The organism is Roseateles aquatilis, from assembly GCF_002205645.1.
Lineage (GTDB): Bacteria > Pseudomonadota > Gammaproteobacteria > Burkholderiales > Burkholderiaceae_C > Roseateles > Roseateles aquatilis.
In genome coordinates this window covers 31,565-55,251 of sequence record NZ_NIOF01000018.1, presented here as the reverse complement: position 1 = coordinate 55,251, position 23,687 = coordinate 31,565, and the positions used below count along the sequence as shown (strand labels likewise).

Here is a 23,687-nt window from a genome sequence, read left to right as displayed (position 1 = left end):
ACTCAGGCCGACTTCAGGCGGTCGGCCTCGCGCACGGCATCGCAGAACTGGCGAATCTTGTCGGCGTCCTTGAGGCCCTTGGCGGCCTCGACGCCGGAGCTGACGTCAACGGCCCAGGGCCGCACCTTCAGCACGCCATCGATCACGTTGGCTGCACTCAACCCACCAGACAAAACGACCGGAGAGGGAACGCTTGGAGGCAGCAGTGACCAATCAAACACCTTTCCGCCTCCTCCGTAGCCGTCGACGAAAGCGTCGACCAGCACGGCCTGGGCGTTTGGGAAACGAAGCGTGAAGTCTAGCAAATCGAAACCCGGCGCCATGCGAGCCGCGCGCAGATAAGGGCGCGCCCAGCCATCGCAGTCCTCGGGCGTCTCGTCGCCGTGGAACTGCAGCGTCAGGTTGGGAATCGCGTTCAGCGCCGCCTTGATCGCGGCCGGCGTCGCATTGACGAACAGCCCCACCGGCGTCACGAACGGCGGCAGGCGCCGCGCCAGCTCGGCGGCGCGCGCGACGGTGACGGCGCGCGGGCTTTTCTCGTAGAACACCAGGCCGATCGCGTCGGCGCCGGCCTGGACGGCGGCGTCGACGTCGGCTTCGCGGGTCAGCCCGCAGATCTTGATTCGCGTCCGGGTCATGTCGGGGTCAGCGGTGAAGGGATCTCGAGGGGGAAGGCGCTCAGGGCAGCCAGTCCATCGCCGCAGTATGGCGCGGCAGGTTCAGGTGATCGTCGTAGGTCGGGCCGACGAAGTACAGCCCATCCGGCGGGAAGGTGGGCGCCGCCGCGTCGCGCGAGCGCGCCGCGAGCACCTCGTCCATCCACGACGGCGGCTTCTGCCCGGTGCCCACGGCGATCAGGCACCCCATGATGTTGCGGATCATGTGGTGCAGGAAGGCGACGCCGTCGAACTCGAACCGCCAGTACGGCCCGCGCCGATGGATCTCGACCCGGCGCAGGATCTTCACCGGCGACGCCGCCTGGCACTCCGAGGAGCGGAACGAGCTGAAGTCGTGCTCGCCCACCAGGCGCGCCGCCGCGTCGCGCATCGCGTCGCCGTCCAGCGGCCGGAAGGTCCAGCCCACGCCGCCGGCCTGGATCGACGGACGCACGTTCGACTCCAGCAGCAGGTACCAGTAGCGCCGGCCGCGCGCCCAGTTGCGGGCGTGGAAGTCGTCACCGGGAAAGGCGGCCCACTGGACGGCGATGTCGCGCGGCAGGTAGCGGTTGACGCCACGCACCCAGGAGAACGGCTCGCGCTCGACCGGCGCGTCGAAGTGCACGACTTGGTTCAGGCCGTGGACGCCGGTGTCGGTGCGGCCGGCGCAGAGGGTGCGGATCGGCTGCGCGACGAATTGCGCGAGGGCGGCCTCCAGCGCGTCCTGCACGGTGCGGCCGCCAGGCTGGCTCTGCCAGCCGTTGTAGGCCTCGCCGCGGTAACTCACGCCCAGCGCCACGCGCATGCATCTCTCCGGAAGTTAAAAGGGGCATGCCCGGCCGCGCGCGTCATGCGCGGCCCGCGAGGCATGCGGGAACGCGGACGCCCCGACGGCGACGCCCAAAAGAAAAGGCGCCCGGCCAGGCCGAGCGCCTTGTCGTGAACCGCCCGCAGTTTAGCGAAGCTGGTCCAGCATCTGCTGAGCGCGGTCGCGCAGCGGGCCGGCGGCCTTGCCGACCAGCTCCTGCAGCACGTCGCGGGCGCCTTCGGTGTCGCCGATCTGGCGGAATTCCTCGGCCAGCTCCAGTTGACGCTGCAGCGCCTCGTCGTCGTTCGGGTCGATGCTGTCCAGGCCGACGCCGAGGTCGTCCAGGCTCATCGTGTCGGCGACGGTCACCGGGGCCTTGGCGGCCGGCACCATGTCCAGGTCCGGCAGGTCGACGGCGTCGATGTCCTCGATGTCATCCACCCTGCCCAGCGTGCGCTCGTCACGGCTGGCCGGCGCGGCGGCGGGCAGGTCGAGGTCGATGCTCGACAGGTCGAAGTCCAGCGACTCGGGCGCCTGCGCGGCACCGGACGCGGCCGGCTTGCCACCGCCGAGGTCATCCAGGTCGCCCAGGTCGAATTCCAGCTCATGCGCGCTGGCCGACGTCGCCGAAGCGGCCGGGGGCGCGCTCAGGTCCAGGTCCATGTTCATCGGCGCCTGCGCGGCCGAGGTCGGCAGCGCCTGCGTCGCGGCCATCGCCGAGGACGGCGGCGGCGGCGTGCCGCCCAGGTCCAGGTCGAGGTCCAGATCCATCAGGCTGGACGGGCCACTGTCGCGTGGCGCGGCCACGGCGGCGGCCGCCGCCGCCGCGCGGGCGATCGCCCCGCCGCCCGGATGCGCCATGCCGGCCGCGGGCAGCGTGCTGGCATTCATCGGCTCGGGGCGCTCGTCATCGCTTTCGAACATCACCGGCGCGCCGCCCGGTTGATACAACGGATTCTCCGGATCGACCTGACGGCCGAGTTCCTGGACCTTGGACCAGTCCTCGCCCTGCCCCTTGGTCTCGGCGTACAACTGGACGGCCAGTTGCTCGAAGCCCTTGATGTCGCGGCGCTTGCCGTAGACCTCCAGCAGCTTCAGGCGGATCGCCAGACGCTCGGGGTTGGCGCGCAGCGCTTCCTTCAGGATTTCCTCGGCCTGCAGGTCGCGGCCGTAGGCCAGGTAGACATCGGCCTCGGCGACCGGATCCACGTCGCCGATCGCGTCGAGCTGGCTCAGCGAGTAGCTCATCGACGACTGGCCGGTGGTGGAGGCGTCGCGCGTGTCGACGCGCTGACCGCCGCTGTGGCCGAAGAACGAGTCCGGCGCCAGGCGGCTTTCCGCGAAGGCGGTCTCCGAGCGCGACGCGGCGTCGCGGCGAGCGCGCCAGCGGTTGTAGCCGACGCCGCCGACGATCACGAGCAGCGCGGCGCCCAGCGCCGGCAGGTAGTCGGACAACGAGTCGAGGAAGCTGGGCTCCTCCACCTCGGGCTGCGCTGGAACGACCTTGGGCGCGGACGCGGCGGCCGGACGCGAGGCCGGGGTCTCGGCCACGGCGGCGGCGGACGCTGCCGTGGTGGACGCGGCCGGCACGTTCGCGGCGACCGTCACCGGAGGCGGCACCACCGGCGTCGGCGTCGGCGTCGGCGCGGGCGTCGGTGCCGGCGCGGGGGCTGGGGCGGCGGCGACCGGCGCCGACGGCTTCGCGGCGGCGGAGAGCTTCTTGAGCTCCTCGACGTTGCGGGTCAGCTCCGCGACGCGGGCGGCCGAGTCCTTCTTCTCCGTCTCCTTCGAGACCTTGGTCTCGGCGGCGGTGGTGGTGGGCTTGCTCAGGGTGAGCTTGTCGGGCGTCGGGGAGGCGGACGGCTTGCGGTCTTCCACCGCGGCCTGCACCTGGCCCTTGGCCTGGCGCTCGTTTTCCTTGGGCTTGAGCGTCGGCGCGGCCTCGGCCAGGCGCTGGCGGTAACCGCCGAAATCGCTGCTCTGTGCCTGGATGACGCGGCGCGCCTCTTGCGGCGTGATGCTCTGGACCGAGTCGCTGCCCGGCACCGACAACACGGCGCCGGACTTCAGCCGGTTCATGTTCTCGTTGATGAACGCGTCCGGATTGCTGCGGTACAGCCCGACCAGCATCTGGTCCAGCGACACGCCGGGCGACTGGCTGCGCGCGGCAATGCGCGACAGCGTGTCGCCGGGCTTGACGGTGTATTCGGAAGCGGCGGTGGCCGGCGTCGCCGCCGGGGCGGGCGCGGGCGCGGGTGTCGGACGCGGGCGGGCCGTCACCGCCGGAGCGGGCGGCTGGGCCGGCGCCTGCGCGACCGGCGCGGGTGCAGGCGCTGGCACCGGCGCGGACGCCACGGGCGGCTGCGTGCGCGCCACCGGCGCGGCGGGGGCCGCCGGGGCCGGCGCCGGGGCGGAGATCACCGGCGAGGTGGTCGGCTCAGGCGCGCGGGCAACGTTCGTGTTGCTGGGCGGATCGAACAGCAGCGTGAACTCGCGGGTCAGGCGGCCGCTGGCCCAGTTCAGTTCCAGGATCACGTCGACGAACGGCTCCTGGACGGCACGATCGCTGGTCAGACGCAGGTAGGGACGGCCGTCGGCGCGACGGGCCAGCTGCACTTGCGCGCTGGCGAGCACGGCGTTGTAGTCCAGGCCGGAACTGCGGTAGGACTCGGGCGGCGCCACGCGCAGCTTCAGCGAGGACGCTTCCTCGGTGGTGAGGCTGCTGACGTCGATCTCGGCGCGCAGGGTCTCGCCCAGCGCCGACTGCACGGTCAGCTTGCCCAGTCCCAACCCCCAAGCGGAGCCCGCCGCCAGACCCAACGCGGTGACCGCCGCCACCTGGCTCAGCGCAAATCGCGCATATGCGCTTGCATGTTTTTTCAAGGCGTCCCCCAAAGCAACAAAGCGGCCCCGCGTTCGGGGTCCGCCTGTCATGACCTATTGTTGTTGTGCAACCTTCCCATTTGAGGCTGATCCGCCCCTGCCTGCGGCAGAAAATCACAACGGTGGCAAGCATATACGCTCTGTTGCTGAGGTAGCTCCTGAATAACATCTATGAGCTAGCCTTGATTCACAGGCAGTTACGAGCTTGTCGCATGGAGGCAACGAGTGACGAAGACCCCGGGATTTCGTCAATACCCTGAACAAGTAGTCAAAAACAAAACGGCGGACCCGAAGGTCCGCCGTCGCGGGAGAAGGCCAGGCCGCGGATCAGCGATCCAGCAGGATCCTCAGCATGCGGCGCAGCGGCTCGGCCGCGCCCCACAGGAGCTGGTCGCCGACGGTGAACGCGCCCACGTACTCCGGCCCCATGGCGAGCTTGCGCACGCGGCCGACCGGGATGGTCAGCGTGCCGGTGACGGCGACCGGCGTCAGGTCCTTGATCGTGGCTTCACGGGTGTTGGGCACGACTTTGGCCCATTCGTTGTCCGCGGCGATCATGGCCTCGATGTCGGTTACGGGCACGTCCTTCTTCAGCTTGAAGGTCAGCGCCTGGGAGTGGCAGCGCATCGCGCCGATGCGGACGCAGAAGCCGTCCACCGGGATCGCGGCGGTGCCGAAGCCGTCGCCCTGGCCGAGGATCTTGTTGGTCTCGGCCATGCCCTTCCACTCTTCCTTCGACATGCCGTTGCCCAGGTCCTTGTCGATCCACGGGATCAGCGAGCCGCCCAGCGGCACGCCGAAGTTGGCGACTTCCTCGGGCGCGAAGCCGCGCTGCCTGGCGATGATCTTGCGGTCGATCTCGAGGATGGCGCTCCGGGGATCGTCCAGCAGCGACTTCACCTCGGCGTTGAGCGAGCCGTACTGCGTCAGCAGCTCGCGCATGTGCTGCGCGCCGCCGCCGGACGCGGCCTGGTAGGTCTGCGTGGACATCCACTCGACCAGGCCGGCCTTGTACAGCGCGCCCACGCCCATCAGCATGCAGCTGACGGTGCAGTTGCCGCCGATCCAGTCCTTGCCGCCCTTGGCCAGGGCGTTCTTGATGACCGGCATGTTGACCGGGTCCAGCACGATCACGGCGTTGTCGGCCATGCGCAGCGAGGACGCGGCATCGATCCAGTGGCCGTTCCAGCCCGCGGCGCGGAGCTTGGGGTAGACCTCGTTCGTGTAATCGCCGCCCTGGCAGGTGATGACGATGTCGCAGCGCTTGAGCTGCTCGATGTCGAAGGCGTCCTGCAGCGCGGTCTCGTTCTTCGCGAAGGACGGGGCCTTGCCGCCAGCGTTCGAGGTGCTGAAGAACAGCGGCTCGATCAGATCGAAATCGCGCTCCTGGGCCATGCGGTCCATCAGCACCGAGCCGACCATGCCGCGCCAGCCCACCAAACCAACCAATGTCGTCATTTGCGTTCCTTGAATTGGCCCGGCACTGCTGGCCGGGCATCGCCCAAACACCGTCACCAACCCTGGGAGCCTGCCCGGCTCGCTTCGCCGGGTTTGTGAGGTGGGGCGAGACGAACCGGAGCGGACTAGCTCTTGATGGTTTTGGTCGTGGTGGTGGTGACGGTCGACGGCATGCCCTTGCTGGACGCAATGGCGGCGACGACGGCATCACCCATCTCGCGGGTGCTCACCTTCTGGGTGCCCTCGCTCCAGATGTCCGCGGTACGCAGACCCTGGGCCAGCACCGCTTGAACCGCCGACTCGATACGAGCGGCGGCTTCGGGCTGGTTGAGGGAGAACTTGAGCATCATGGCAGCGGACAGGATTGTAGCCAGCGGATTGGCAATCCCCTTTCCTGCGATATCCGGCGCGCTGCCATGGCTCGGTTCGTACAGACCTTTGTTGTTCTTGTCCAACGAGGCACTGGGCAACATGCCGATGGAGCCCGTCAGCATCGCCGCTTCGTCCGACAGGATGTCGCCGAACATGTTGCCGGTGACGACCACGTCGAACTTCTTGGGCGCCTTCACCAGCTGCATCGCGGCGTTGTCGACGTACATGTGGTCGAGCTTGACGTCCGGGTACTGGGCGTGCACCTCGGTCACGACGTCCTTCCAGAACTGGAAGGTCTCCAGCACGTTGGCCTTGTCGACGCTGGTGACCTTCCTGCCGCGCTTGCGGGCGGCCTGGAAGGCGACGTGGGCGATGCGTTCGATCTCGGGGCGCGAGTAGCGCATCGTGTCGAAGGCTTCCTCGGCGCCGGGGAAGTGGCCGTCGACGGCGGTGCGGCGGCCGCGGGGCTGGCCGAAGTAGATGTCGCCGGTCAGCTCGCGGATGATCAGGATGTCCAGGCCCGCGACCAGCTCCGGCTTCAGGCTGGACGCGTGCGTCAACTGCTCGTAGCAGATCGCCGGGCGCAGGTTGGCGAACAGCCCCAGCGCCTTGCGCAGGCCCAGGATGGCCTGCTCGGGACGCAGCGCGCGTTCCAGCTTGTCGTATTTCCAATCGCCGACGGCGCCGAACAGCACCGCGTCAGCGTCCTGCGCCAGCTTCAGCGTCGCCTCGGGCAACGGGTGGCCGGCGGCCTCGTAGGCCGCGCCGCCGACCGGCGCGGATTCCATCTCCAGCGACAGGTCCAGGACTTGCAGGACCTTGACGGCCTCCGCGACGATTTCGGTGCCGATGCCGTCGCCCGGCAGGACTGCGATCTTCATGAGCTTCCTTCAGCGCGCCGCGGTCAGCGCGAAATTCGGTTGTTCAGCCACGGCTTGGTGGCGATGCGTTCGGCCTCGAAGGCCTTGATCTTCTCGGCGTGGCGCAGCGTCAGGCCGATGTCGTCGAAGCCGTTGAGCAGGCAGAACTTGCGGAACGGCTGGACGTCGAAGGGCAGTTCCTCGCCGTCCGGCTTGACCACCACCTGGCGCTCCAGGTCGACCGTCAGCTGATAGCCCGGGAAGGCGAAGACCTCGTCGAACAGCCGTGCCACCTGGTGCTCGGGCAACACGATGGGCAGCACGCCGTTCTTGAAGGTGTTGTTGAAGAAGATGTCGGCGAAGCTCGGCGCGATCAGCGCGCGGAAGCCGTATTGCTGCAGCGCCCAGGGCGCGTGCTCGCGGCTGGAGCCGCACCCGAAGTTGCCGCGCGCGATCAGCACCGAGGCGCCCTGGTAACGCGGCTGGTTGAGCACGAAGTCCGGGTTGGGCTTGCGGCTGGCCGGATCCTGGCCCGGCTCGCCGTGGTCCAGGTAGCGCCACTCGTCGAAGAGATTCGGGCCGAAGCCGCTGCGCTTGATCGACTTGAGGAATTGCTTGGGGATGATCGCGTCGGTGTCGACGTTCTCGCGATCCATCGGGGCCACGAGGCCCTTGTGCACGGTGAACTTGTCCATGTCTTGCTCCCGGGTCTCAGGCGATGCGGCGCACGTCGACGAAATGGCCTTCCATCGCGGCCGCCGCGGCCATCGCCGGGCTGACCAGATGGGTGCGGCCGCCGGCGCCCTGGCGCCCCTCGAAATTGCGGTTGCTGGTGGAGGCGCAGCGCTCGCCCGGCTCCAGCCGGTCGGCGTTCATCGCCAGGCACATCGAGCAGCCCGGCTCGCGCCATTCGAAGCCCGCGGCCTTGAAGATCTGGTCCAGGCCCTCGGCCTCGGCCTGCGCCTTCACCAGGCCTGAGCCCGGCACCACCAGCGCCAGCTTGACGTTGCTGGCGATGCGGCCGCCGACGCGCTTCACCACCGCCGCGGCCTCGCGCATGTCCTCGATGCGGCTGTTGGTGCAGGAGCCGATGAAGACCTTGTCGATGCGGATGTCGTCGATGGCCTTGTTGGGCTCCAGCGCCATGTACTGCAGCGCGCGCTCGATCGCGCCGCGCTTGACCGCGTCCTTCTCCTTGTCGGGATCGGGCACGCGATCGTCGATGGACAGGACCATCTCGGGCGACGTGCCCCAGGTCACCTGCGGGCGGATCTGCGCCGCGTCGAGCTCCACGACCAGGTCGAACGTCGCGCCCGGGTCCGAGTGCAGCGTGCGCCAGTAGCGCACCGCCTGCTCCCACTCCAGGCCGGTGGGCGTGAACGGGCGGCCCTTGACGTACTGCACCGTCGTGTCGTCGACGCCGATCAGGCCGGCGCGCGCGCCCGCCTCGATCGCCATGTTGCAGACCGTCATGCGGCCTTCCATCGACAGCGCGCGGATCGCGGCGCCGGCGAACTCGATCGTGTAGCCGGTGCCGCCGGCGGTACCGATGCGGCCGATGATGGCCAGCACGATGTCCTTGGCGCCGACGCCGGGCGCGCAGCGGCCCTCCACCTTCACCAGCATGTTCCTGGCCTTCTTGGCCAGCAGCGTTTGCGTGGCCAGCACATGCTCGACCTCGGAGGTGCCGATGCCGTGGGCCAGCGCGCCGAAGGCGCCGTGCGTGGACGTGTGGCTGTCGCCGCAGACGACGGTCATGCCGGGCAGCGTGGCGCCCTGCTCCGGGCCGATCACGTGCACGATGCCCTGGCGCTTGTCGCTCATCTTGAACTGCGTGATGCCGTGGTGGTCGCAGTTCTTGTCCAGCGTGTCGACCTGCAGGCGCGACACCGGATCGGCGATGCCCTCGCTGCGGTCGGTGGTGGGCACGTTGTGGTCGCTGACGGCCAGGTTGGCCGACAGGCGCCAGACCTTGCGCCCGGCCAGGTCCAGGCCCTCGAAGGCCTGCGGGCTGGTGACCTCGTGCACCAGGTGGCGGTCGATGTAGAGGACGGCGGTGCCGTCGTCCTCGGTGTGCACGACATGCTCGTCCCAGAGCTTGTCGTAGAGCGTGCGGGGGGTGCCGGCGGAGGTGCCGGCGATACCGGTGATCGCGGTCATGAGGAGCTCTCCATCACTTCGGGTTGGGCGGGCACAGCGCGTCGACGAAGCGCTGCACCACCGTGGGCAGGCGCTCCTGACGCGCCACGCCCAGAACATAGTCGCGCTGCGCCCAGGGCTCTTCCAGCGTCAGGCGGCGCACGTCGAAAACCTGCGCGAAGCGGCGCGCCGGGGCGTCCGGCAGCACCGCGACGCCCATGCCGGCCTCGACCAGCTGGGCGATCGCATCGAAGCCGCGCACCTGCAGCCGCGCCTTGAGCGTGCGGCCGCGGGCCAGGGCTTCCTGCATCATCAGTTCCTGCGCCGCGGCGCCGCTGTGCAGGCCGACGAGGTCATGCGCCAGCAGGTCGTCGAAGCTGACGGCATCGCGCCCGGCCAGCTCGTGTTTCGCGGGCACCAGCACCGACAGCCGGCCGGTCCGGTAAGACCAGGTCTGCAGCCGGTTGTCCAGCAGCGGCGTCGTGAACACGCCGACATCGGCGCGCCCCTCGGCCACGGCGGCCTGCACCTCGGAGCTGGTCTGGTCCTCCAGGCTGATGCGGATCTGCGGATGGGCCTGCGAGAACGCCGCCAGATCGGGCGGCAGCGCCTCGGCGATCGCGCCGGCGTTGGCGGCGATGCGCAGGTGGCCCTTGATGCCACGGGCGAACTCGACGACCTCGCTCTCCAGCGCATGCAGCGACGCATGCAGCGAGCGGATGTGGCGCACCAGCGCGCGGCAAGCCTCGGTCGGCTCGACGCCCCGGGCGCGGCGCTCGAAGAGCTGCACGCCCAGGCGCGTCTCCAGGTCGGAAATGCGCTTGCTGGCGGCGGCCAGTGCCAGGTGTTCGCGCTCGGCCCCACGGGTGATGGATCGGGTCTGTTCGATCGCGAGCACGAGATTGAGCGTGGTGAGGTCGAGGCGCATGGCGTGGCGGCGGCTGGGTTGAACTCTAGCCTTCGCTCAGAGAGCAAGACTACCGGCGTTCATGATACTCCCTTCGCTCCTCACGAATGCTGGAGATTTTTGGTTACTGCACGGCATCTTGCTTTGGTCTTCTTCAGGTCTTATGGTGGTCATGCTTTGGTGTTGTGTCGGGCCACACATCGGGCGTCCATTCCCTTCCATATCAAAAGGAGACATCGATGCATGACCGTGCCCGACTGACCGGCGCCCTGGCGCTGACGGCGCTTTCCGCGGCCTTCGCCCCGGCCGCCCACGCCCATGGCGCGCCCGAGTTCCCGATCTCGCGCCAGTACAACTGCTTCAAGAACCCGTCGCTGCCGGCCTGCCAGGCCGCGATCGCCTATGGCGGCGAGCAGGCGATCTACGACTGGAACGGCGTCAACCAGGCTGCCGCCAACGGCAACCATCCGGCGGTGGTGCCCGACCTCAAGATCTGCGCCGGTGGCCAGGAGAAGTTCAAGGGCTTCGACCTGGCGCGGGCGGATTGGCCGGTGACGGCCTACTCCCCGGGCGCGGACGGCAAGTACGAGTACCGCTACAACGCCACCGCGCCGCACCGCTCGCTGAACTGGACCTTCTTCCTGACGCGGGATGGCTGGAATCCGACCACGTCGCCGCTGCGCTGGTCGGACCTGGAGCAGGTGCAGCAACTGGGCCCGGACCAGATCGTCACCACCAACAAGACCTACACGATGAAGCTGAGCCTGCCCAAGCGGACCGGCAAGCACGTGCTGTTCTCGGCTTGGCAGCGGGCGGACAGCACGGAGGCGTTCTACGCCTGCTCCGACGTCGACTTCGGCGGTGGCGGCACGACGCCGCCCGGCACGCCCACGGGGCTCAAGCAGATCGGGCAGGTCTCGGCGGCGCAGGATCTGCCCACCGGCAGCCAGGTGAAGCTGCGGGTTTTCAACGGCGCGGGCGCCGACCTGGAGTCCATCGTCGTGACGCTGAGCGCCGCGGCGCCCAAGGCCGGGTGGCTCGGCCAGATCGCGACCAAGGTCAACCAGACCTCGGCCTATGTGAAGGTGGGCGCGCTGCAGGGGGGCAACGTCGTGGTCCCAAGCGGGGTCACCGTGATGGACGTCTATCTGCAGAACGCCAACTCCGGCGCGAGCTACGCCTTGGACGTCATCCTGCCGAGCACGCCGCCGACCACGCCCGGCGCGCCGGCCTGGGCCGAAGGCACGACCTACACGACCGGCCAGGTGGTGACCTACCAGGGCAGGCAGTACCGCTGCCTGCAGAACCACACCGCGTGGGTGGGCGCAGGCTGGACCCCGACGGGGGCAGGCTCCGCGGGCATCCTCTGGCAGGCGCTATAAAGCGATCGCCAACCACCCACGAATCACCACGCTCCAAAAAGTCTCGGTGATTCGCGGCCGAAGGGAGCCCGGGGCCTCGGGGAGGAATTTTGTCTGACGACCCGGGGCCCCGGGCTTCCTTCGGCCGTCGCTGGACGACCGAAGTACCCAGCCCCTGCGACGCCCAACACCCGCCCCCACGGATCGCCACGCCCCGAAAAGTCTCGGTGATTCGCGGCCGAAGGGAGCCCGGGGCCCCGGGGAGGAATTTTGTCTGACGACCCGGGGCCCCGGGCTTCCTTCGGCCGTTGCTCAGCCGCCGAAGTAGCGAAGCCCATACCAGGCGACAACCGAGCAAAGGGTCAGTCCTTGACCCCGAGCAACGCTTTCGCCAGCGCCTCCGCCACCTCGATGCCGTCCACCCCGGCGGACATGATCCCGCCTGCGTAGCCAGCGCCCTCACCCGCCGGGAACAGCCCGCGGACATTGAGGCTCTGATAGTCCTTGCCACGCGTGACCCGCAGGGGCGACGAGGTCCGCGTCTCCACGCCGGTCAGCACGGCGTCGGCCATCGAGAAGCCGCGGATCTGCCGCTCGAAGGCTGGCAGCGCCTCGCGGATCGCGTCCAGCGCGTAACCCGGCAGGCTGCCCAGTCCCTTCTGCTGAAGGTCGGTCATCGTGACACCGGGCTTGTAGCTCGGCTCGACCCCGCCCAGCGCGGTGCTGCGCTGGCGCTTGATGAAGTCGCCGACCAGCGCGCCCGGGGCGCGGTAGTCGCCTTCTCCGAGCTCGTACGCCCGCGACTCCCAGATGCGCTGAAACGCCATGCCGTCGAGCGGATTGACCGCGCTGCCGTCGGTCTTGCCGTCCTGGCGATAGTCCTCGGGCGTGATGCCGACAACGATGCCGGCATTGGCGTTGCGCTCCTCGCGCGAGTACTGGCTCATGCCGTTGGTGACGACGCGATGGGGCTCCGACGTCGCCGCCACCACCGTGCCGCCCGGGCACATGCAGAAGCTGTAGACCGAGCGCCCGTTCCTGGCGTGGTGGACCAGCTTGTAGTCCGCCGCGCCCAGGATCGGATGACCGGCGTTGGGGCCGAAGCGCGCCTTGTCGATGATCGACTGCGGATGCTCGATCCGGTAGCCGATCGAGAACGGCTTGGCCTCCATGTGCACGCCGCGCTCGTGCAGCATCGTGAAGGTATCCCGCGCGCTGTGGCCCAGCGCGATCACGACGTGGTCCGCGCGCAGCGCCTCGCCGGATTCGAGCGTCACGCCGCGCACGTGGCGCTGGCCGTCCGGCCCCGGCTCGATGAGCAGGTCGGTGACCTTCTGTTGGAAGCGGATCTCGCCACCCAGCCGTTCGATCTCGGCGCGGATTTTGATCACCATGCTCACCAGGCGGAAGGTCCCAATGTGCGGCTTGCTGACGTAGAGGATCTCCTCCGGCGCGCCGGCCTTGACGAACTCGGTCAGCACCTTGCGCGTCAGGAAGCGCGGATCGGAGATCTGGCTGTACAGCTTGCCGTCGGAGAAGGTTCCCGCCCCGCCCTCGCCGAACTGCACGTTCGACTCCGGATCGAGCCGGCTCTCGCGCCACAGACCCCAGGTGTCCTTGGTGCGCTCGCGCACTTCCTTGCCGCGCTCCAGCACGATGGGCCGCAGGCCCATCTGGGCCAGGATCAGCGCCGCGAAGATGCCGCAGGGGCCGAAGCCGATGACGACGGGCCGGGGGCGCTCGCCCGCGAAGAAATCGACCGGCGCGTGGCCGACGAAGCGGTAGGCCGTGTCGGGCGACGGCTTGACGTGGGTGTCGCCGCTCAGGCGTGCAAGCAACGAGGCCTCGGCGGCGGCGTCGCCGATGTCGCAGTCGACGCTGTAGATCAGCACCATCGCGCTCTTCTTGCGCGCGTCATAGCTGCGCTTGAAGACGGTGAAGGATTGCAGCTGCGCATCGTCGATGCCGAGTCGGCCGACGACGGCGGCGCGCAGCGCCTCCTCGGGATGGTCCAGGGGCAGGCGGAGTTCGTTGATGCGGATCATGGCGATTGATCGAGCAGCGGGAGGCTGAGGGAGGTGGAGAGCGGCGCCCGTCGGCCGGGCGCGCCTCCAAAGCAAAACAGGCCCCGCCGGTGGGCGTGGGCCTGTCGTTCGGTCGATGGGGTCTTGCTCCCCGCGACCTCAACCCGAATGCGGACGCTTGCCCGGGTTCTTCTTGCTGCGCGTGTGCGAGCCACGCTCCAGGCTGCTCTTCTGGCCGCGCGAGGACGTGACGGTCACGCCCTTCGGGGCGACGGGACGGGGGGAAGCGCGACGGTCGGCTTCGGTGATGATCTTGTTGCCCATGTTGGCTCCGGAATGAATGAACTGAGGTGACACCAACCCGAAGTCACAGACTCGCCAGACTCCGGCCACGGGGCCACGAGCTTGGAGCAGCGTCGGAAATACGGTGAAGGCCGGGAGTTTACACGCAACCACTCCTCTCGACGGACGTCCCTCGCCCGGCCGCCAGCGCGAAGGCGCTCGCCAACCCCCGCGCAACCACGGCCCCTGGGAGGCATGAGGCTTGCCGAAGGGGGATGCGCCGGCCGTCGAGCCGGCATCCCCACACGTTCCGCGCGTGGCCGATGAAGGCCACGCGCGGAAAACCACCGCGAGAACCCGCATGCACATCCACGACCACGATGAGGGCGACGGCGTCCAGGACGGCCATCTGCTCCTGGGCATCGCCTCCGGGCTGGCGGCAGGCCTGGTCGGCGCCGTGGCCATGACCGGTTTCCAGGCGCTGCTGGCGCGCGGCGGCATCACGTCGGGCGTCCAGGGCTCCCCCGCCACCGAGAAAGCCGCCGATCGATTGACCCGCCTGGCCGGTCGCTCGCTCCCTTACGGCAAACGTGCCGCGGCCGGCGAAGCGGTCCACAACGGCATGGGCGCGCTGGTCGGTGGCGTCTACGGCGCCGCGGCGGAGCGGGCGCCGAGCGTCACGGCCGGACGGGGCGCGGCGTTCGGCGTGGTGGCCGCCACGCTCGTCGACGAGACCCTGGTGCCCGCCTTCCGCTTTGGCGATCCAGTCTGGCGCGCGCCGGTGGTGTCGCACCCCTACTCCTATGCCTCTCACCTCATCTTCGGCACCGCCACCGAAGTGGCGCGGCAGTTCTTCCGCCGCTTCCTCGGACGGGTGAAGGCCGGGGTGGAGATCGTCCAGGAAGCCGCGATCCGGGAGGCGCCGATCAGGCGCGAGCCGCCCGCGCAACCGGCTTCGCGGCAAACGCTGCTGCACGCCTTCATGCTCGGCGCGACCGCGGGCCCGCGCACCAGCGCGCCGATCGCCGTCGTGAGCTGGGCCGCGCGGCTGGGCTGGATCGACGTGAAGGGGTCGCCGCTGGCCTTCCTCGCCTCGACGCGCGCAGTCGCGGTGACCACGCCGATGGCGATCGGCGAGCTCATCGTCGACAAGCTGCCCGACACGCCGGATCGCACGATGCCGGGCGGTGTCGGTGCGCGGGTGCTCAGCGGCGCGCTCTCGGGCGCCGCGCTGGCGGGCGGACGATCGCTGCCGGCGGCGCTGGCCGGGGCGGCGGGCTCGTTCGTGGCCACCTACGTGGGCCATGCGATCCGCACCCGGGCGTCACGCGCGCTGGGGCGCGACTGGCCGGTCGCCGCGGTGGAGGACCTGCTCGCCTTCGGCGGTGCCGCGATGGTCTGCCTCGCATCGCTGGCGCCCAACGCGCGCGGCGCTGCGCGGACGGACGGATCGACGGGTCCAGCGTCCGACACGCTCGACGATGACGACCCGGTCGGCTCCGTGGAGACGGCGCGCGCGGGCGGCGCCACCTGACGCGCCGCAGCCTGGAGGCTGCGCGCCCGACGTTCCGCCAGAGCTCGCGTCAGACATCGCGTCAGACGTCGTCGCCCACGGCGGAGTCGAACTGGCTCAGCACGAAGTCGATGGTGCTCGGCTCTTCCGGCTCGAAGGCTTCGACGATCAACGTGGGGCCAGGGCCCAGCGCGGGATCGCGCCGATAGATCGTCAGCCGCCGATCGGACGCCGGGCGGGCGACATCGATGCGCGCGAACAGCGCCACGTCGACCCTGGACAGCTGGGAGATCCGGATGCGGAATTCCATGGCCGCCTCAGCCCATGCAGGCAAGAAAAAGCGCGGGCCAGCCGCGCTTGATCAGCATCGGGAAGACGCTCAACGCTTGTCGGCGTCCTTCAGGGCTTCCTTGGCGTCGCCGAAGGTCTTCTGGGTCTTGCCCTCGACCTGCTTGGCCAGGCCCTTGGCCTGCTGCTCCTTGCTGCCGATGACCTCGCCAGTCTTCTGCTGCACCTTGCCAGCGGCGTCCTTGACGGCGCCCTTCACTTGGTCCTTGTTCATGGCTATCTCCGGTTGGTTACTGCGCGGTTCGCGGAAGCGCTTACTGCACAGAACCGATGGTAGGGAGACGGGCGGCGGCCACGTGCAGGTCGAGCGCGCGTCGTGGTGTCGGTCTGCGCCTACGAGGCCTGGGCGCGCATGGGCAAGGCCTCTTCGGCCATCGATTCGACCTCGACTCGGCGCCGATCGGCCCGATCACCGGGCGCTGGGCAAGAAGTGGCAACATCGCCCCCTTCGAGAGGCCGGCCACGTCGCGGTGACGTGATCCAGCAAGCCTCCGCATCACGAGGGACCCGATGTCTTCCAAGCTGAAATTCCTGCCCAGGCACGCCGGCCTGGGCCGCATGTCATCCGGTGAGTACCAGGCCAACCTCAACGGCATGAACATGTTCTTTGGCGCGGTGCTGGGCTTCGTGCTGGCCGGCACCGAGAAACTCGGCGAGTGGCAGTTCGGCGTCCTGCTGCTGTCGCTGGCCTCGGTGGTCATCACCGTGCTGTACATCACGTCCAGCCGGCACCGCGTGATGTACGCGGCGCTGGCCCTGTTCTACGCCTGGACCTTCCCCTACGTGATGGACCTGCTGCTGCGCCAGCAGGGCGCGGTGCCGGACAAGGTGCGGCCGACCCTGCTGGTCTGGATCGTGATGACCATCGTCGTGGAGTTCTGGGCGCGCGAACGGGAAGCGTGATGGCGTCGGCCCGTGGCGGCCATTGACGAGCCCTGCCATCGCGACCTGTCGAAATCCCCCGGCCTCGCCCGTCGACAGGACACCATCACTGCCAACGAAGGAGCCCCTCATGTCCGACGATCCCGTCCACGCCTTCCTCCGCGACTACGCCGCGGCGGTCCTGGCCCGTGACCTGAACGCCATGGTCGACCTCTACGCGCCCGACGTGCAGGTCTTCGACAGCTGGGACCAATGGCTGCATGACGGCCGGGACGCCTGGGCCAGCCTGGTCAAGGACTGGTTCGACGCCATTCGGGATGAGCGGGTGCGCCTGTCCGCGACGGACGTGAAGAGCTGGCGCGACGGCGGCGCGGTCGCGGGAGGCTCGGCGCTCCTGGAGTTCGCGGCGCTCGACGAGGCCGGCATGCCGCTGCGGGCACTGCAGAACCGCCTGTCCGTCATCCTGCGCCAGCACGACGGTCGCTGGCGCGTCGTCCATCAACACACCTCCGTGCCGGTGGACTTCAACAGCCAGCAGGTCGTTCGCCGCTGAGGCGCGGCGACACGTCCTTCGACGCAACTCGGGCGGACGCTGGAGGAAGCCGGAGGAAGCCGGAAACGAAACAGCCCGGGACTCTCGCCCCGGGCCGCTGGATCCAGTCGGCCTCAGGGTCGGCGCCGGGCCGACCTGGAGACTCGCGCGATCACGCCTTCCGACGGCGACGGCCGACAGTCGCCAGACCCGCCAGCGCCAGGCCGGCCAGGGCCAGCGAGCCGGGTTCCGGCACCGCGTTCACGTTCACCAGCACCGAGGCCATGCCGACGATGTTGTTCGTGCCGAACTGGACCGCCTCCAGGATCAGGCTGTACTGGCCGGTGCGGGTCGGGTCGAAGGTATAGCCGCCCAGCAGCTCATTGACGAACGAGCCGATGTTGATCGAGTCCTGCGTGTTGGCGCTCAGGTAGAGCGTCTTGAAGTTCTCGTTGCTGCTCGGGTCGACGTCCAGCAGCAGCTTGTAGGTGTAGAAGTTGCTCGAAGTGGCGCCGCTGATGTAGTAGCCGATGTTCCACATCGCCAGTTGGTCGAGGATGGATCCGGCGCTGGTGCGATCGACGCCGGCGGTGGCGTTGAACACGCCCTGCCCGTTGTTCGTCACCGCCGGATTGCCGTAGCGGGGGGTGACCGTCAGGCCCAGCGTGATCGTGCCGGTGTTCTGGCCGAACAGGTTCTTGCCGGTGAAGGTATCGATCGCCACCGCGTTGTTCGGAATGCCGGTCCCGCCGAAAGTGGCGCCCGCCAGGGTGCCGAAGCTGTCGTAGGTCGGGCTCAGGGCCGCCGAGGCGCTCAGCGAGGCGAAGGCGAGGCTGGCGGAAAACAGGAGCTTGGTCGCGAAGTTCATGGTCATGTCGGCGGTGCCGGATCTGCTTTATCTGAACGCCCCGTCGACGGGGGCGCCTCCCACTGCGCCCCCTCGCTTGCAAATCCTGAGCCAACGGAGCCCCCTCGATCCAGGGTTCCGATGTCACATCAATGAGTTACGTGACGCGGTGGCGAACGGCGACTCCCTCGCATCGCGCACCCTCGTGGATGAATGTAAGGAATCCTGACAACAGCGGAAAACTGCTGTTCAAGGAAGCGCTGGACACAGCACCACTGTTGCCTTTCCAGGATCCGACCTGGCCGGATCTGCCGCCGCCCGAGGCGATTCCCCAGCGGCGGCCCAGGCGGGGCCTCAGCGAGCCGCCACCGCGCCCAACACCCTCACCACCTCGGCCGGCGCCTGCACCAGCTCGATCAGCACCCCTTCCCCGCCGATCGGGAACTGGTCGTTGCTCTTGGGGTGGATGAAGCAGATGTCGTGGCCGGCCGCGCCCTGGCGGATGCCGCCCGGTGCGAAGCGCACGCCGTGGGCGGTCATCCACTCGACCGCCTTGGGCAGGTCGTCGACCCACAGGCCGACATGGTTCAGCGGCGTGGCGTGCACGGCCGGCTTCCTGTCCGGGTCCAGCGGCTGCATCAGGTCGACCTCCACCGTGTGCGGGCCGCTGCCGATCGCGCAGATGTCCTCGTCGACGTTCTCGCGCTCGGAGACGAAGTTGCCCGTCACCGTGAGGCCCAGCACGTCCACCCACAGCTTGCGCAGCGCGGTCTTGTCCGGGCCGCCGATCGCGATCTGCTGGATGCCCAGGATGCGATAGGGCTTGGCGCCCGCGAGAGGCGCCGCGTTGGTGTCGATGTCACTCATCTCGCCCGCCTCACTCGAAACGCAGGATCGGCTGATCCACCGCCAGGCTCTCGCCGGTCCTGGCCAGCACCTCGGCCACCGTCACATCCTGGCTGGCGGTGAGGATGTTCTCCATCTTCATCGCCTCGATCACCGCCAGGCGCTCGCCCGCCTGCACCTTCTGACCCGGCTGCGCGGCGATGTGCACCAGCAGGCCCGGCATCGGTGACAGCAACTGCTTGCTGGTGTCCGGCGGCGCCTTGTAGGGCATCAGCGCGTGCAGCTCCGCCGCGCGCGGCGACAGCACCGTGACCTCGATCGCGCGGCCGTCGTGCTGGATGCGGTAGGCCAGCGGCGCCCGCGGCGCGCCGCGCTCGGCCTGCGCGACGAAGGGCTTGCCGTTCACGGTGCCGACGATGCGCGTGTCGTTCAGCCGCGAGACGCTGACGATGCGGTACGGCTTGCCGTCCCTGCCGCCCACCATGATCAGCGCCTCGCCGGCGGCGCCGACGTACTCGGTGATGTAGAGCGGATGGCGGCTGAATTCACCCTGCCCGTGGTTGACCACGGCGACGTAGTCGTGCTCGATGCGGACCTCGTGGCCGCGCAGCTGGCCGGTGATGCCGGCCTCGCGCTCGCGCGCCTTGCGGCGGATGAAGCCGGCCAGCGCGACCAGGAAGTCCGGATCGTCGTGCGGCACATCCTCGGCCTGGAAACCGCCGCTGTAATGCTGCGCGATGAAGCCGGTGTTGAAGTCCCCGGCGCGGAAGTCCGGATGCGCCAGCAACGCCGACTGGAACGGGATGTTGCTGGAGATGCCCCGGATCACGAAGCCGTTCAGCGCCTCGCGCATCCTGGCGATCGCATCGGCGCGGTCGCGGCCGTGCACGATCAGCTTGGCGATCATCGAGTCGTAGAACATCGGGATCTCGCCGCCCTCGTCCACGCCGGTGTCCACGCGCACGCCGAAGCGCTCGCCGCCGGCCGCCTCCATCGTCGTTTCCGGCGGCTGGTACTTCACCAGGCGGCCGGTGGACGGCAGGAAGTTTCGGAACGGGTCCTCGGCATTGATACGGCACTCGATCGCCCAGCCGTCGCGCTTGATGCCGTCCTGCTTGAACGGCAGCGGTTGGCCCGCCGCGACGCGGATCATCAGCTCGACCAGGTCCAGCCCGGTGATGCACTCGGTGACCGGGTGCTCGACCTGCAGCCGCGTGTTCATCTCCAGGAAATAGAACGACTGGTCCTTGCCGACGACGAACTCCACCGTGCCGGCGCTCTGGTACCGCACCGCCTTGGCCAGCGCGACCGCCTGCTCGCCCATCGCGCGGCGCGTGGCCTCGCTGATGAACGGGGACGGCGCCTCCTCGATCACCTTCTGGTGACGGCGCTGGATCGAGCACTCGCGCTCCCACAGGTAGACGACCTCGCCTTGCGCGTCGCCCAGCACCTGGATCTCGATGTGGCGCGGCTGCTCGACGAATTTCTCCATGAAGACGCGGTCGTCGCCGAAGCTGGCGCGTGCCTCGTTGCGGCAGCTGGTGAAGCCGTCGTGGCAGTCCTTGTCGTTGAACGCGACGCGCAGGCCCTTGCCGCCGCCGCCCGCGCTGGCCTTGATCATCACCGGGTACCCGATGCGGTTGGCGATGGCCACGGCCTCGTCGGGCGACTGGATCGGCTCGTTGTGGCCGGGAATGGTGTTGACGCGCGCCTCGTTCGCGAGCTTCTTGGAGGCGATCTTGTCGCCCATCGCCGCGATCGAGTAATGCTTGGGTCCGATGAACACCAGGCCCTCTTCCTCGACGCGGCGCGCGAAGTCCTCGTTCTCGGACAGGAAGCCGTAACCGGGGTGGATGGCCTCGGCGCCCGTGGCCTTGGCGGCGGCGATGATCTTGTCGGCCACCAGGTAGGACTCGCGCGACGGCGCCGGGCCGAGCAGCACGGCTTCGTCGGCCAGCTCGACGTGGCGGGCGTCCTTGTCCGCCTCCGAATACACCGCCACCGTGGCGATGCCCATCTTCCTCGCGGTCTTGATGACCCGGCAGGCGATCTCGCCGCGGTTCGCGATCAGGATCTTCTTAAACATTGGGTGCTCCCGCGTCGACATCGCCTGCACGCGCTGCGCGCGCCATGCAATTTGAATCGCCGCACGCTTCGCGCGCGTCGCCGCCGCGGTTGGCGATCAGGATCTTCTTGAACATGTCCATGTCTCCGGCCGCGATCACAGCGGAATGTTCCCGTGCTTGCGCCACGGGTTCTCGAGCTTCTTGTCCTTGAGCATCGCCAGCGAGCGGCTGATGCGCTTGCGGGTCTCGTGCGGCTGGATGACGTCGTCGATGAAGCCGCGCGCGCCGGCCACGAAGGGGTTGGCGAAGCGGGCCTTGTACTCGGCCTCGCGCGCGGCGAGCTTGGCCGGATCGTTCTTGTCCTCGCGGAAGATGATCTCGACCGCGCCCTTGGCGCCCATCACCGCGATCTCCGCGTTGGGCCAGGCGAAGTTGACGTCGCCGCGCAGGTGCTTGGAGCTCATCACGTCGTACGCGCCGCCGTAGGCCTTGCGCGTGATCACGGTCACCTTGGGCACCGTGCACTCCGCATAGGCGTAGAGCAGCTTGGCGCCGTGCTTGATGATGCCGCCGTACTCCTGGCTGGTGCCCGGCATGAAGCCCGGCACGTCGACGAAGGTGATCACCGGGATGCTGAACGCATCGCAGAACCGCACGAACCGCGCCGCCTTGATGCTGCTCTTGATGTCCAGGCAACCGGCCAGCACCAGCGGCTGGTTGGCCACGATGCCCACCGTCTGGCCCTCCATGCGCGCGAAGCCGGTGAGGATGTTCTTCGCGTAATCGGGCTGCAGCTCGAAGAAGTCGCCGTCGTCGACGACCTTCAGGATCAGCTCCTTCATGTCGTAGGGCTTGTTGGGGTTCTCCGGCACCAGCGTGTCCAGCGAGAAGTCCAGCCGCGCGCCCGGGTCGCCGCTGGGGCGGCACGGCGCCTTCTCGCGGTTGTTGAGCGGCAGGTAGTTGTAGAAGCGCCGCAGCATCAGGATGGCCTCGACGTCGTTCTCGAAGGACAGGTCCGCCACGCCGCTCTTGCCGGTATGGGTGGACGCGCCGCCCAGTTCCTCGGCGGTCACCTCCTCGTGCGTCACCGTCTTCACCACCTCGGGGCCGGTGACGAACATGTAGCTGCTGTCCTTGACCATGAAGATGAAGTCGGTCATCGCTGGCGAGTACACCGCGCCGCCGGCGCACGGCCCCATGATCATGCTGATCTGCGGGATCACGCCCGAGGCCATGACGTTGCGCTGGAAGACCTCGGCATAACCGCCCAGCGAGGCCACGCCCTCCTGGATGCGCGCGCCGCCCGAGTCGTTCAGGCCGATCACCGGCGCGCCGACCTTCATCGCCTGGTCCATCACCTTGCAGATCTTCTCGGCGTGCGCCTCGGACAGCGCGCCGCCGAAGACGGTGAAGTCCTGGCTGTAGGCGAAGGCCAGCCGGCCGTTGATCATCCCGTAGCCGATCACCACGCCGTCGCCCGGCACCTTGTTGTCCGCCATGCCGAAGTCGACACAGCGGTGCTCGACGAACATGTCCCATTCCTCGAAGGTGCCGTCGTCGAAGAGCAGGTCCAGCCGCTCGCGTGCGGTCAACTTGCCCTTGGCGTGCTGCGCCGCGATGCGCTTCTCGCCGCCGCCCTGGCGCGCCTGCTCGCGCTTGTCCTCGAGCATCTGTTGAATGTCATGCATGGGGTCGGTCCTTCTGGTCCTCTTGATCTCGATCTTGATGCGACGGATCGGCGCGGGCCTCGACGCCGGGCTCGCCGCCCGCGTCGACGGATCCGCGCTGATCCTTGTCTCCGGAAAACTTCGTCAGCAGCTCGCGCGCCGCCGTCGACGCCGCGAGCCGCCCGTCCAGCACCCGCGCCGTCGTCTCCGCCAGCGCCGCGCGCACGGCCGGCGCCGCCTTGAACTGCTGCTTCAGCCCGGCCTGGATGCGTTCCCACATCCAGGCCAGCGCCTGATGCCGGCGCTTCTCGTCGAAGCCGCCATTGGACTGCTGCAATGCCTTGAATTCGCTGACGGCGTTCCAGAACGCGTCGATACCGGCCAGCTTGAGCGCGGACATCCGCATCACGCGCGGCTGCCAGGCCGCCCCGCCATGCTCGCGATGCCCCCCGCCCACGGCAGCCGCCACGGCGGTGCCCGCCGTCGGCGCATGCCCGGGCGGCAGCTCCGACGCGCCGGGCGGGCGCCGGTCGTGCTCGGGGCGCGCATGCAGGCCATACAGCCGCAGCGACGACGTGATCTGCGCTTGCGCCCGCGTCGCCGCGGCATCGTCCAGGTCGGCCTTGTTGATGACGACCAGGTCGGCCAGCTCCATCACGCCCTTCTTGATCGCCTGCAGGTCGTCGCCGGCGTTGGGCAGCTGCAGCAGGCAGTACATGTCGGTCATGCCCGCCACCGCCGTCTCGCTCTGGCCGACGCCGACGGTCTCGACGATGACGATGTCGTGGCCGGCGGCCTCGCAGACCAGCATCGCCTCGCGGGTCTTCTCGGCCACGCCGCCCAGCGTGCCGCTGGACGGGCTGGGGCGGATGTAGGCGCGCTCGTCCATGGACAGCCGCTCCATGCGGGTTTTGTCGCCCAGGATGGAGCCGCCCGAGACCGAGCTCGACGGGTCCACCGCCAGCACCGCGACGCGATGCCCGCGCTCGATCAGCATCAGCCCCAGCGCCTCGATGAAGGTGCTCTTGCCGACCCCCGGCACGCCGGAGATGCCCAGCCGCAGCGAGCGCCCGGTGCGGGGCAGCAGCTCGGTCAGCAGCGCATCGGCCTGCGCGCGGTGGTCGGCGCGGGTCGATTCCAGCAGCGTGATCGCCTTGGCGATCGCGCGGCGCTGGGCCGGCCCCGGCGCGCCCAGCAACGGCGCCGCCAGCGGGTGCGAATCTGGCGCCACGCCCG

Annotated in this window: 22 protein-coding genes; 4 read left to right on the top strand and 18 right to left on the bottom strand. The window is 69.0% G+C overall.

The window, feature by feature from the left end:
- Positions 1 to 2: 2 nt before the first annotated feature.
- From CDN99_RS24800 to CDN99_RS24765, 8 genes are all read right to left on the bottom strand, one after another.
- Positions 3 to 638, bottom strand: a complete 636-nt coding sequence (locus CDN99_RS24800) for a phosphoribosylanthranilate isomerase (RefSeq protein ID WP_088387866.1) — start codon at positions 636 to 638, stop codon at positions 3 to 5.
- Between the two features lie 40 nt (positions 639 to 678).
- Entirely contained in the window at positions 679 to 1,461 is a 783-nt protein-coding gene (gene truA, locus CDN99_RS24795; RefSeq protein WP_088387864.1) for a tRNA pseudouridine(38-40) synthase TruA, read from the bottom strand.
- 150 nt (positions 1,462 to 1,611) lie between these two features.
- A complete protein-coding gene (locus tag CDN99_RS24790) occupies positions 1,612 to 4,347 on the bottom strand; it encodes a FimV/HubP family polar landmark protein (protein WP_238139695.1) in 2,736 nt (911 codons plus the stop codon).
- A 327-nt stretch (positions 4,348 to 4,674) separates the two neighbouring features.
- On the bottom strand, positions 4,675 to 5,805 hold the full coding sequence (gene asd, locus CDN99_RS24785) for an aspartate-semialdehyde dehydrogenase (protein WP_088387860.1): 1,131 nt from the start codon (positions 5,803 to 5,805) through the stop codon (positions 4,675 to 4,677).
- A gap of 125 nt (positions 5,806 to 5,930) precedes the next feature.
- Positions 5,931 to 7,058 (bottom strand): 3-isopropylmalate dehydrogenase, encoded by a 1,128-nt coding sequence (leuB, locus tag CDN99_RS24780; protein ID WP_088387858.1) that lies wholly within the window; start codon positions 7,056 to 7,058, stop codon positions 5,931 to 5,933.
- A gap of 23 nt (positions 7,059 to 7,081) precedes the next feature.
- Positions 7,082 to 7,732 carry a 3-isopropylmalate dehydratase small subunit gene (gene leuD / locus CDN99_RS24775; RefSeq protein WP_088387856.1) on the bottom strand — a complete coding sequence of 217 codons (651 nt, stop codon included), beginning with the start codon at positions 7,730 to 7,732 and terminating at the stop codon, positions 7,082 to 7,084.
- Between the two features lie 16 nt (positions 7,733 to 7,748).
- Positions 7,749 to 9,197 (bottom strand): 3-isopropylmalate dehydratase large subunit, encoded by a 1,449-nt coding sequence (leuC, locus tag CDN99_RS24770; RefSeq protein WP_088387854.1) that lies wholly within the window; start codon positions 9,195 to 9,197, stop codon positions 7,749 to 7,751.
- 13 nt (positions 9,198 to 9,210) lie between these two features.
- A complete protein-coding gene (locus tag CDN99_RS24765) occupies positions 9,211 to 10,104 on the bottom strand; it encodes a LysR family transcriptional regulator (protein WP_088387852.1) in 894 nt (297 codons plus the stop codon).
- Between the two features lie 218 nt (positions 10,105 to 10,322).
- Between CDN99_RS24765 and CDN99_RS24760 the strand changes: the two genes are divergently transcribed.
- Positions 10,323 to 11,465, top strand: coding sequence for a lytic polysaccharide monooxygenase (locus CDN99_RS24760; RefSeq protein WP_158218955.1), 1,143 nt, complete (start codon positions 10,323 to 10,325; stop codon positions 11,463 to 11,465).
- A 341-nt stretch (positions 11,466 to 11,806) separates the two neighbouring features.
- Here CDN99_RS24760 and CDN99_RS24755 read toward each other — a convergent pair whose 3' ends face one another.
- Entirely contained in the window at positions 11,807 to 13,489 is a 1,683-nt protein-coding gene (locus CDN99_RS24755; RefSeq protein WP_088387848.1) for an NAD(P)/FAD-dependent oxidoreductase, read from the bottom strand.
- 138 nt (positions 13,490 to 13,627) lie between these two features.
- Positions 13,628 to 13,792, bottom strand: coding sequence for a hypothetical protein (locus CDN99_RS28940; RefSeq protein WP_169727061.1), 165 nt, complete (start codon positions 13,790 to 13,792; stop codon positions 13,628 to 13,630).
- A gap of 319 nt (positions 13,793 to 14,111) precedes the next feature.
- Here CDN99_RS28940 and CDN99_RS24750 point away from each other — a divergent pair, with 319 nt between their 5' ends.
- Positions 14,112 to 15,284, top strand: a complete 1,173-nt coding sequence (locus CDN99_RS24750; protein ID WP_088387846.1) for a DUF4126 family protein — start codon at positions 14,112 to 14,114, stop codon at positions 15,282 to 15,284.
- 61 nt (positions 15,285 to 15,345) lie between these two features.
- On the opposite strand, the gene CDN99_RS24745 is transcribed toward CDN99_RS24750, so the two are convergent.
- Entirely contained in the window at positions 15,346 to 15,573 is a 228-nt protein-coding gene (locus CDN99_RS24745; protein ID WP_088387844.1) for a hypothetical protein, read from the bottom strand.
- Positions 15,574 to 15,642: 69 nt separating this feature from the next.
- Positions 15,643 to 15,825: a CsbD family protein gene (locus tag CDN99_RS24740; protein WP_088387842.1), complete on the bottom strand. Its 183-nt coding sequence runs from the start codon at positions 15,823 to 15,825 to the stop codon at positions 15,643 to 15,645.
- A 296-nt stretch (positions 15,826 to 16,121) separates the two neighbouring features.
- On the opposite strand from CDN99_RS24740, the gene CDN99_RS24735 reads away from it, so the two are divergent.
- Positions 16,122 to 16,514 carry a hypothetical protein gene (locus CDN99_RS24735; RefSeq protein ID WP_088387840.1) on the top strand — a complete coding sequence of 131 codons (393 nt, stop codon included), beginning with the start codon at positions 16,122 to 16,124 and terminating at the stop codon, positions 16,512 to 16,514.
- Positions 16,515 to 16,623: 109 nt separating this feature from the next.
- Entirely contained in the window at positions 16,624 to 17,046 is a 423-nt protein-coding gene (locus CDN99_RS24730) for an SgcJ/EcaC family oxidoreductase (protein WP_088387838.1), read from the top strand.
- Between the two features lie 151 nt (positions 17,047 to 17,197).
- Here the strand turns inward: CDN99_RS24730 and CDN99_RS24725 are convergent, their stop codons facing one another.
- The 6 genes from CDN99_RS24725 to meaB all read right to left on the bottom strand — a co-directional run bounded on the left by CDN99_RS24725 (position 17,198) and on the right by meaB (position 23,682).
- Positions 17,198 to 17,893, bottom strand: a complete 696-nt coding sequence (locus CDN99_RS24725; protein ID WP_238139694.1) for a PEP-CTERM sorting domain-containing protein — start codon at positions 17,891 to 17,893, stop codon at positions 17,198 to 17,200.
- Positions 17,894 to 18,226: 333 nt separating this feature from the next.
- The gene (locus CDN99_RS24720) at positions 18,227 to 18,739 is read right to left on the bottom strand and encodes a VOC family protein (RefSeq protein WP_088387834.1); all 513 of its coding nucleotides are present in this window, start codon (positions 18,737 to 18,739) and stop codon (positions 18,227 to 18,229) included.
- A 10-nt stretch (positions 18,740 to 18,749) separates the two neighbouring features.
- Entirely contained in the window at positions 18,750 to 20,804 is a 2,055-nt protein-coding gene (locus tag CDN99_RS24715) for an acetyl-CoA carboxylase biotin carboxylase subunit (RefSeq protein WP_088387832.1), read from the bottom strand.
- Entirely contained in the window at positions 20,797 to 20,919 is a 123-nt protein-coding gene (locus CDN99_RS29545) for a hypothetical protein (protein ID WP_259374728.1), read from the bottom strand. The genes CDN99_RS24715 and CDN99_RS29545 overlap by 8 nt, the downstream gene beginning before the upstream one ends.
- Positions 20,920 to 20,939: 20 nt before the next feature.
- The gene (locus tag CDN99_RS24710) at positions 20,940 to 22,472 is read right to left on the bottom strand and encodes an acyl-CoA carboxylase subunit beta (RefSeq protein WP_088387830.1); all 1,533 of its coding nucleotides are present in this window, start codon (positions 22,470 to 22,472) and stop codon (positions 20,940 to 20,942) included.
- Positions 22,465 to 23,682 carry a methylmalonyl Co-A mutase-associated GTPase MeaB gene (meaB, locus tag CDN99_RS24705; protein WP_193531747.1) on the bottom strand — a complete coding sequence of 406 codons (1,218 nt, stop codon included), beginning with the start codon at positions 23,680 to 23,682 and terminating at the stop codon, positions 22,465 to 22,467. The genes CDN99_RS24710 and meaB overlap by 8 nt, the downstream gene beginning before the upstream one ends.
- Positions 23,683 to 23,687: the final 5 nt, after the last annotated feature.